Origin of the sequence: Paeniglutamicibacter sp. (assembly GCF_046714615.1) — a bacterium.
In the GTDB taxonomy this organism is placed as follows: domain Bacteria; phylum Actinomycetota; class Actinomycetes; order Actinomycetales; family Micrococcaceae; genus Paeniglutamicibacter.
In genome coordinates this window covers 1-8,935 of record NZ_JBKKAP010000120.1, presented here as the reverse complement: position 1 = coordinate 8,935, position 8,935 = coordinate 1, and the positions used below count along the sequence as shown (strand labels likewise).

General features: G+C 62.3%; 9 protein-coding genes. 8 read left to right on the top strand and 1 reads right to left on the bottom strand.

All coding sequences use genetic code 11. From position 1 onward, the window contains the following. Window positions 1-31 precede the first annotated feature (31 nt). The 7 genes from ACLQ7E_RS14380 (at window position 32) to ACLQ7E_RS14350 (ending at window position 7,322) form a co-directional block, all read left to right on the top strand. Complete coding sequence (locus tag ACLQ7E_RS14380) at window positions 32-1,411, top strand: MFS transporter (RefSeq protein WP_411733262.1); 1,380 nt, start codon at window positions 32-34, stop codon at window positions 1,409-1,411. Further along, window positions 1,408-2,385, top strand: coding sequence for a C-terminal binding protein (locus tag ACLQ7E_RS14375; protein WP_411733261.1), 978 nt, complete (start codon window positions 1,408-1,410; stop codon window positions 2,383-2,385). The genes ACLQ7E_RS14380 and ACLQ7E_RS14375 overlap by 4 nt, the downstream gene beginning before the upstream one ends. A gap of 10 nt (window positions 2,386-2,395) precedes the next feature. Further along, entirely contained in the window at window positions 2,396-3,172 is a 777-nt protein-coding gene (locus tag ACLQ7E_RS14370) for a glucose 1-dehydrogenase (protein ID WP_411733260.1), read from the top strand. Then, window positions 3,169-3,834, top strand: a complete 666-nt coding sequence (locus ACLQ7E_RS14365) for a bifunctional 4-hydroxy-2-oxoglutarate aldolase/2-dehydro-3-deoxy-phosphogluconate aldolase (protein WP_411733259.1) — start codon at window positions 3,169-3,171, stop codon at window positions 3,832-3,834. Before ACLQ7E_RS14370 ends, ACLQ7E_RS14365 begins: the two co-directional genes overlap by 4 nt. Next, the gene (locus ACLQ7E_RS14360) at window positions 3,831-4,790 is read left to right on the top strand and encodes a sugar kinase (protein WP_411733258.1); all 960 of its coding nucleotides are present in this window, start codon (window positions 3,831-3,833) and stop codon (window positions 4,788-4,790) included. Before ACLQ7E_RS14365 ends, ACLQ7E_RS14360 begins: the two co-directional genes overlap by 4 nt. Window positions 4,791-4,851: 61 nt before the next feature. Continuing rightward, the gene (locus tag ACLQ7E_RS14355; RefSeq protein WP_411733257.1) at window positions 4,852-5,883 is read left to right on the top strand and encodes an L-idonate 5-dehydrogenase; all 1,032 of its coding nucleotides are present in this window, start codon (window positions 4,852-4,854) and stop codon (window positions 5,881-5,883) included. Between the two features lie 317 nt (window positions 5,884-6,200). Continuing rightward, the gene (locus tag ACLQ7E_RS14350) at window positions 6,201-7,322 is read left to right on the top strand and encodes an HNH endonuclease (protein WP_411733256.1); all 1,122 of its coding nucleotides are present in this window, start codon (window positions 6,201-6,203) and stop codon (window positions 7,320-7,322) included. A gap of 430 nt (window positions 7,323-7,752) precedes the next feature. Here ACLQ7E_RS14350 and ACLQ7E_RS14345 read toward each other — a convergent pair whose 3' ends face one another. Then, window positions 7,753-8,256, bottom strand: a complete 504-nt coding sequence (locus ACLQ7E_RS14345) for a hypothetical protein (protein ID WP_411733255.1) — start codon at window positions 8,254-8,256, stop codon at window positions 7,753-7,755. Window positions 8,257-8,337: 81 nt separating this feature from the next. Between ACLQ7E_RS14345 and ACLQ7E_RS14340 the strand changes: the two genes are divergently transcribed. Next, window positions 8,338-8,583, top strand: coding sequence for a hypothetical protein (locus ACLQ7E_RS14340; protein ID WP_411733254.1), 246 nt, complete (start codon window positions 8,338-8,340; stop codon window positions 8,581-8,583). Window positions 8,584-8,935 lie beyond the last annotated feature (352 nt).

Below are 8,935 nucleotides of genomic sequence, written 5' to 3'. Positions count from 1 at the left end.
AGGTATGACACAATTCTTTGGATTGGTGACTATGAACGAGAACAACGGTGTTCCCGCCGGCGGAACCGTGACGGCTGGCCCCCAGCCCGCCGCCACGACTGCCCGGCATGACCAGAAGAACGTCCGACGAGCCGCTTGGGCTGGCCTGGTCGGCACGGCACTCGAGCAGTACGACTTCGTGATCTACGGGACCGCGTCGGCGATCATCTTCAACACGATCTTCTTCCCCAACGTCAGCCCCGCGGTAGGCATCATTGCATCCTTCGGCGCCTATGCCGTCGGCTTCGGCGCACGCCCGCTCGGCGGACTATTCTTCTCCCGTTACGGAGACCGCCTAGGACGCAAGTGGGTGCTCGTCTGCACCTTGATGCTCATGGGTGTCGCCACCTTCGCGATCGGCCTGCTGCCGACCTACGCACAGGCCGGAGTCTGGGCACCGATCCTGCTGGTGGCCTGCCGCTTCCTCCAGGGCTTCGGCGCCGGCGCCGAACAGGCCGGCGGCGTCGTGCTGCTGACCGAGCTCGCCGCCAAGGGCAGGCGCGGCCGCTTCGCCTCGCTGGTCTTCGTCGGTGCAGCCGCAGGTACCGCCATGGGCGCCGTTGTCTGGATGCTGGTGCAGCTGATGCCGCGCGAGGCACTGCTGTCCTACGGCTGGCGCATGGTCTTCTTCTCCTCGATCTTCGTCACCATCGCCGCCTGGCTGATCCGCCGCAACCTCAAGGAATCCCCGGTCATGGCGGAGCTCAAGGCAGAAGTCGGCATGGCCGAACGCCAGAAGACCCCCGCCGCCGACGTCTTCAAGAACGGCCGCCGCGGCCTGTTCAGCGTCTTCTTCATGAACGTGGGCGCCAACGCGCACTCCTACATCTTCCAGACCTTCATGGGCTCCTACCTGATCACCTACCTGGCAGTTGACTCGACCTTCATCCCGAAGGTGCTGTTCATCGGTGCCATGTTCGCCTGCGTCTCGGCCTGGATCGCCGGCAACCTCTCGGATAAGTTCGGACGCCGCCCGCTCTACCTGAGCATCACCGGATTCCTGCTGCTCTTCCCGTTCCCCGCCTTCATGCTGCTGAACACCGGCAGCCTGTTCTGGATCGGCGTGGTCATCGTGCTCGGCTTCATCTTCGCCGCGCAGGGCACCGTGGGCGTGCAGGCAGCCTACTTCCCGGAGCTCTTCGGCTCCCGCTACCGCTACGCCGGCGTGGCCCTGGGGCGCGAATTCTCCTCGGTCTTCGGCGGCGGCATCGCCCCGCTGATCTGCTCCGCGCTGGTTACCTGGGCCTCGGGTTCCTGGATCCCTGTGGCCATCTACATGACCCTGATGATGGCCATCACCTTCATCGCCGCACTCAAAGCTCCCGAAACCCGGGACCGCGACCTACTCACGGAAGAAGACGCCCACAAATGAGCATCCGCATCTTGATCACCGACTGCGACCACGACTCTATCGCCGTCGAGCAGGAAGTTGCAGCCGCGGCAGGCATCGAACTGGTGCTGGCCCAGTGCCACACCGAAGACGAAGTGATCACCGCCGCCGCCGACTTCGACGGCATCGTGGTGCAGTACGCGCCGATCACCGCCCGCGTCATGGACGCCCTGCCCAAGCTCAAGGCCATTGGCCGCTACGGCGTGGGCGTTGACACCCTGGACGTTGAGGCAGCCACCGCTCGCGGGATCGTGGTCTCCAACGTCCCTGACTACGGCACCGAGGACGTCTCGGACCACGCGATCTGCCTGGCCGCCACCCTGGCCCGCGGGATCACCCGCCTGGATCGCGAACTGCGCGCAGGCTCCTTCTCCCTGGAATCGGTCAAGCCGCTGCGCCGCATCCGCGGTCGCGTCTTCGGCGTGATCGGCCTGGGCCTGATCGGCGCCGCCACCGGACGCAAGGCCAAGGGCCTGGGGTACAAGGTCATCGGCTCTGACCCGGCCCGCGAAACCGGCACCACCACCGAAGATGGCATCGAGGTACTCACCATGGAGCAGGTCCTCGAGCAGGCGGATGTCATCTCCCTGCACGTGCCGCTCAACAGCCACACCCGCCACCTGGTCAACGACGACTTCCTGGCCAAGGTGAAGGACGGCGCGGTGCTCATCAACACCTGCCGTGGTGGCGTCGTCGAATCCGCCGCCGTGGTCCGCGCCCTGCGCAGCGGCAAGCTCTATGGAGCCGGTCTGGATGTCTTCGAGGAAGAACCGCTTCCGGTGGATTCGGACCTGCTTACCGAGCCGAACGCGGTTCTTACCCCGCATGCGGCCTGGTACTCCGAGGAGTCCTACACCGAACTGAAGTCACGCGCCCTGGGCAACGTCATTGACGTGTGCCACGGCAAGGAACCACGCAACATCTACAACCCGGCAGCACTCGCTGTTGCCCGCTAGGAGCTCTACCGTGTCCACCAACACGACCCAGACCGGGGGAGTCTTCGACATCACCGGTCGCACCGCAGTGATCACGGGTGCCTCCCGCGGCATCGGACTGCACATTGCCTTAGGTCTCATGCGCCAGGGCGCCAACGTGATCACCCTGCAGCGCGGTGAGCTCGCACCCGAGCTCGAACAGCTGGCCCAGGACACCGGGCGCACCGCACAAGCCATCGCCGTTGACCTGAGTGATGAGGCCTCGGTTGCCAGCGCAGCGGCGCAGGCGCTGGCCCGGGGTCAGGTGGACATCCTGGTGAACAACGCAGGAACCCAGATCCGGCACGATGCGGTTGAGTTCCCGTTGGCGGACTTCGACACCGTGATGAACGTGAACACCCGCGCGGTGTTCCAGCTCTGCCAGCTCTTCGGGGCGCCGATGCTGGAACGCGGGAACGGCAAGATCATCAACCTGGCCTCGATGCTCACCTTCCAGGGCGGCTTCCGGGTTCCCGCCTACGCGGCCTCCAAGGGCGCGGTGGCGCAGCTGACCAAGGCCTTGTGCAACGAATGGGCAGGACGGGGAGTGAACGTGAACGCTGTAGCCCCCGGCTACATCGCCACCGACATGAACGAGGCGCTGTTGGCGGACGAAGCCCGCAACGAACAAATCCTGATGCGCATCCCCGCGGGACGCTGGGGTAACCCGGACGACCTGGCCGGCGCCGTGCTCTTCCTGGCCAGTGGTGCTGCCGACTACATCCATGGCACGGTCATTCCTGTTGACGGAGGGTGGCTCTCGCGATGAACACCGAAACGATCCGCACCGCTCCCGGTGCGCTGTTGCGCGAAACCCCGATCGTGGCCGTGCTGCGTGCCAAGCACGCGAGCGAATACGCACCGGTCATTGATGCGTTGGTCGCCGGAGGTGTCACCAGCATCGAGCTGACGCTGAGCACCGCAGGCGTCTTCGAGGAGCTGCCCGCGCTGCGCGCCCGCTACGGAACGGCAGCTGATATCGGAGTCGGCACGATCACCACGGTGGAAGAAGCCGAAGCCGCCCTCAGCGGTGGTGCAGGATTTATCGTCACACCGATCACCGACCCAGCAATCGTTGCCACCGCGGTGGCGGCGGGCATCCCGGTCTACCCGGGCGGCATGACCCCCACCGAGCTGTTCACCGGCTGGAAGGCCGGGGCTACCGCGGTCAAGGTGTTCCCTGCATCCCAGGTGGGACCCGGGTTCCTGAAGGACCTGCGCGGTCCCTTCCCGGATATCCAGGCCGTTCCCTCGGGCGGGGTGGGTGTTGCCGAGGCGATTGAATGGATCCGTGCCGGCGCACTGGCCGTCAGCGTGGGTGGACCACTGCTCGGAGATGCTTTTAAGGGTGGGGATCTGGAGGCCCTCACCATGAGGGCCAAGGCCTTGGTCAACGCCGTCGCGGCCGCCCGAGACGAGGAAAAGGCATGAGCCGGGACGAGCACACCGACGTGGTGACCCTGGGGGAGACCATGGCGCTGATGCGCGGGACCAGTGCCGGCCCGCTGGCCCACGCCTCCACCTTGGGCCTGGGCATGGGCGGCTCCGAGTCGAACTTCGCCATCGCACTGCGCCGGCTGGGGACATCGGTGTCCTGGATCGGGCGGCTGGGCGCGGACAGCCTCGGCGACCTGGTGCAGCGCGAGATCCGTGCCGAGGACGTGAACACCGTGGTGGTCCGCGATGAGTCGGCCCCCACGGGCCTGATGATCAAGGAACGCCGCACCGAAACCCACCAGAAGGTCTGGTACTACCGGTCCGGTTCCGCCGGTTCGAAGCTGTGCGCCGCAGACCTGCCGGTCTCGCTGATCTCGGGCGCCCGGCTGCTGCACCTGACCGGGATCACCCCCGCGCTGTCGGCAGAAGCCGCAGGTGCGGTTGACGCCGCCATCCAGCTGGCGCACGCCGCCGGGGTGCTGGTGTCCTTCGACCTGAACTATCGTGCCGCTCTGTGGCCCGAGGACGAAGCGGGAGAGGCCTACCGCGCCATCCTGCCCAAGGCCGACGTGGTCTTTGCCGGGGACGAGGAAGCCGCCATTGCCGTGGGTCCGAGCGAGGACCCCATGGAGCTGGCCCGCCGGATCGCCGCGCTGGGCCCGCGCCAGGTCATCATCAAGCTAGGCGGTGCCGGCTGCGCGGCGCTGATTGACGGCAACGAGTACCGGCTAGACGCCGTGAAGGTCCCGGTCCTTGACACCGTCGGCGCCGGCGACGCATTTGTCGCCGGATACATTGCCGAGTTGTTGAACGGCCTGGATCCGCACCAGCGGCTGGAAACCGCCGTTCGCACCGGTGCCTTTGCTTGCATGGTCCCGGGCGACTGGGAAGGCATGCCGCGCCGCGACGAGCTCGGGATGCTCGAGCAAAGCGAGCCAGTGGCTCGCTAGGAACCGCCCGCACCCTCGCGGTCTTGCAAGACCAGAGATAAAAGAATCCAAGGAGTAGCAAGTGAAGGCAGTAGTGGTGCACGGGCCCAAGGACCTGCGCGTAGAAGACGTGCAGGAATCCCCGCTTGGTCGCGGGGAGGTGGCAGTGGATATCGCCTACGGCGGGATCTGCGGGTCGGACCTGCACTATTGGCAGCATGGCCGCAATGGTTCCTTCGAGGTGAAGGAACCGCTGGTGCTGGGCCATGAGGTGGTGGGCCGGGTGCGCGAGCTGGGTGAGGGCGTCACCGGATGGGGCGTCGGAGATGCCGTGGCGATCCACCCGGCAACGCCCTGCCCGGGACCGGGAGCAAGACCAACGGGCGTGCACCTGATCCAGGGCGGCACCTATCTGGGTAGCGCCAGCACCACTCCGCATACCCAAGGCGGATTAGTCGAAGTATTGAATGTTCAGGCGCAACAACTGCGCCGCTTGCCCAAGGGCCTCGACCTGCGCACCGCTGCGTTGGCCGAACCGCTGGCCATTGCCTTGCACGGGATCGACCGGGCAGCGGGCCGTATCGGGGGCGCTCGCTGCTTCGTCAGCGGAGCGGGGCCGATCGGCCTGCTGGCAGCGGCGGTGCTGAAGCTGCGAGGAGCGGCATCAGTGGCGATTGCCGACCTGCAGCCGCGAGCGCTGGAAGTGGCAAGTGCAATGGGAGTTGACGCGACGTTCAACATCCTTCAATCCGAAGGTCCGGAATCTCTCGGCTACGACGTGAGCGTGGAGGCAGCCGGAGCGGCCGCCAGTCTGCAGACCGTGCTGGATGCGACCCGTCGCGGCGGAACCGTGGTGCAACTGGGGATCCTTCCCAAGGACAAGGTTTCGATCTCGCTCTCGGAGCTGGGTCTGCGCGAGCTGACGGTCTTCGGTTCGCAGCGTTTCGAAACGGAGTTGGACGAAGCCGTTGATCTTCTGGCGCAGCACTCGTTCCTGGCGCAGGTCATCAGCCACGACTACCCGCTCGGCGAGGCGGAGGCAGCCTTCGTCATGGCGCTGGACTCGGCAGCGTCCTCGAAGGTTTTGATCAAGGTTGGCGCGCTCGAGGCTTGAAAGCGGCGGAGGCGCCTCGTTCGCACAGGCGCACCCCGGCCGCCAACGATCCCTGTAACGACGGGGCTTTCTCAAACAAAGCGCCTAACGACGGAGATGCCATATCGCCGAAACGGATTCAGCGGATTCTGCAATAGGACAATTTCGAGATTTCATAGGTGCGATTATCGGCTGTTGACCGGACCTCTTCCTTCATCTTGTCTCTCACAAAACGATGGCATGATTTTCGGGATGGTTCAGTCTTGGTGGTCCTGCCGAAATAAAACAACAACTATGAACGTAGACAAGGGCCACTGATAGTGCAATAGCATTGCGGAATGACTCTCAAAAAAGTTACGGACCGCCAGGCTGTGTTAGACGCTCTCAAGGAGTGCGATGAGCTGGGAGCGACGGCTTTTCTTGAGAAATATGGTTATGGAGAGGCCAAGAATTACGTTCTCGTTGAAGACGGAAAGCATTATGATTCCAAGGCCATTTTTGGTGCAGCCTACATGATCCAGCATGGGCGCCAACTCGCCTTTGACGACTTCAAGGGCGGCCTAGTACAGGTCGTTATACCGTTGCGCAAGCTTGGGTTCGAGATATTGGCCAAGGAAGATCTTCCCGAAGCCTCCCCTAATCGGGAACCCAAAACGTTCATTGTGCTTTGGAACCCCGACGGCTGGGAGTGGCGCCCAGAAACAAGGTCAAGGAATCAGCAGGAGATTCGCAATACAGGAATATTCATGGGGAACTGGGCGATGGGCAATCGCCGTGACGTTGTTCAAAAAGACGACAGATTCTTCCTGCTGAAAGTTGGTGATCTGCCGAGGGGCGTTATGGCCGCAGGTCACGCACTTGGGCCGATGCGCAAAATGCCTCATTGGTCACCCGAGAAAGCCGGCAAGCTAATTTCATATGCTGATATCGGGTGGCAGGTGCTCTTGGATGAAAAGTGCCTTTTACCGAAAGAGGCTATTGAAAAGGAAATACCGAGCAAAAATTGGACGATCCAGAGTAACGGGACCGAGCTGGCCGCACATCACGCCAGAGAGCTCGAAAAACTGTGGACGAAGCATCTGAATGCTGTCAAATCAATGCCAGGCGCGGTAATCAGCGCAGTTGGCACGGGTGTGGACCTAGACACTGAAATCGAACGTGGCTACACCACCGCCACAGTCAAACGTCGAAAGCATCAACAGAAATTTCGCCTGCTGCTGCTCAATGCCACGAATGATCCTAAGTGCCTTGTTTGCGGGTTTGACCAGGTGGATTTGCTTGAGGCAGCGCACATCATCCCCGACAGCCAAGGTGGGCCATCGAATCTGAAGAACGGGAGACTTCTGTGCCTGAACCACCACAAAGCCCATGACTTGGGTTTGTTTAGGCTTGAGAACGACGAAGACGTCTGGCACCCCGACAGTCACCCGTTCGGACCGCCCGAAGATTGGGGCTTTTAGCAACGCCCGATGTCCCAAGCTTCGGAGGCCATGCCCAAAATCCTCGAAGTAGCCATATCCGCAGAGAGGGGCGTCGAACTGATGCGGGACTGACGGTCTAGGCAGGCGGTACGGAACTGCCTATTGACCTGCCGTATTTCTTGACGGATATTGTATAAATATCGTTTATTTTCCAAGGATGGAGCCGGATATGGGACGACCGCCAGGCGCGACAAACAGGACGCCGAGAGAACTCCGGGCAGAGGCCAAACGCCTCACGGAAAAGGCTAAGGCCATGGAGAAGATCGCTGCACTGAAGAAGAAAAAGTCAGCATAGGCGTACTCACAGTACTGCTGATGGGTGTACTTGACGGCGAGCTTGGCGTTCAACCGCCCACGCCGTGGTCTTGGCCTAATGAGGAAGACGTCAGTGGTTTGGAAGCCGGGAGTACTAAGGGGCCAGAACCGCTTCCGGTTCCAGGAGAGCGAACGTTCCTCCACCTTGATGCCATGCAACGCCGACACCATAGGCCAACAGAAGGGAGGCCAAATCAGGCGCCGGCTCTTCTGGAAGCAACACAGAACACTTGGTGGAGTCGTCGATGAATCGGCGGTAATCGAGGACTTGTCCCAAGGCCTCGCGGACGTAGCCCCGGCCGGAACCTGCTTTGGCTTCATACAGGACATTGTTGGTCAGGTCGCAAATGTCGGTGAACAAGGGACTGGTGGAGCCGGGGGAATAAATCTTGAACCGCCCTACCTGGGCCCCGGATTTCTTCAGGTGACGTTCGAAGTCGGTCACCAGGTTCTCTTCCCGCTTCTCGGCGACGCTCGACTCAACCTGGCGCCGGTCAAAGTTGGTGACCTTATTCCGGGCCAAGGCCACCGTTTCGTAGTAGCCGGCTGCCTCGTCTACCCGTTCGTCGGGTGCGTAGTCGTGGGGTCGCTGGTCCACATCCCCAACTCGGACCAGATTGAAAACATAGACCCTTCGGAGGTTTCCTTCCCTGTCCACGTTTCGCTGCACGGAATAGGGATGGTCAGCATCGATCCGAAATTCACCAATGTAGCGGTGGATCTTGGTGCCGGACTTGGGAACATTCCCTACCGCCACGAACAATCGAATGGGAAGGCCACTGGTCGGCTGGTTCGCCAGGGCTTTGTTGCCGCGCAGCAGAACTTGATCGCCTACTGGCCCCGCCCCGGTGTAGCGAAAAATCGCACCGTCGGAGTTCCATCCATCAAAGGTATATCAGTGCTGCTGACCTCGCGCAGGGTCTGAGTAAACGAAGATGTTCCGCGACGTGGTGGGTGTCTGGATGCCCGACATTCCTTGGTCGCCGTAGATCTGAGATAGCTCGGCACGTGTCGCTTCGGCGCCGATTCGGGTTTGCCAGGTAGTCAAATGTTCCACCGTACCCACGGCAAGCCATGTTTCTGATTTTGGGGAGGAAATTGGTGCGCCAGATGCGCCATTTGCCCTCGGACGCTTGGTGCACCGCCACTATGCTAAATAGCGTCTGATGGTACCGGTGTTCTGGCGACCTGGTACCGCACCCACGGCATAGGTGGTACTGGCGTTCCGGCGAGTGGGTACCGTGTCCAGCATTTTTCGTATTGGCCAAGAACCGTTG

What these genes read in the sequence shown, in the direction of transcription:
- ACLQ7E_RS14380 (WP_411733262.1), top strand. Translation starts at nt 32, where the DNA reads ATGAACGAGAACAACGGTGTTCCCGCCGGCGGAACCGTGACGGCTGGC.
- ACLQ7E_RS14375 (WP_411733261.1), top strand. Translation starts at nt 1,408, where the DNA reads ATGAGCATCCGCATCTTGATCACCGACTGCGACCACGACTCTATCGCC.
- ACLQ7E_RS14365 (WP_411733259.1), top strand. Translation starts at nt 3,169, where the DNA reads ATGAACACCGAAACGATCCGCACCGCTCCCGGTGCGCTGTTGCGCGAA.
- ACLQ7E_RS14360 (WP_411733258.1), top strand. Translation starts at nt 3,831, where the DNA reads ATGAGCCGGGACGAGCACACCGACGTGGTGACCCTGGGGGAGACCATG.
- ACLQ7E_RS14350 (WP_411733256.1), top strand. Translation starts at nt 6,201, where the DNA reads ATGACTCTCAAAAAAGTTACGGACCGCCAGGCTGTGTTAGACGCTCTC.
- ACLQ7E_RS14340 (WP_411733254.1), top strand. Translation starts at nt 8,338, where the DNA reads ATGGTCAGCATCGATCCGAAATTCACCAATGTAGCGGTGGATCTTGGT.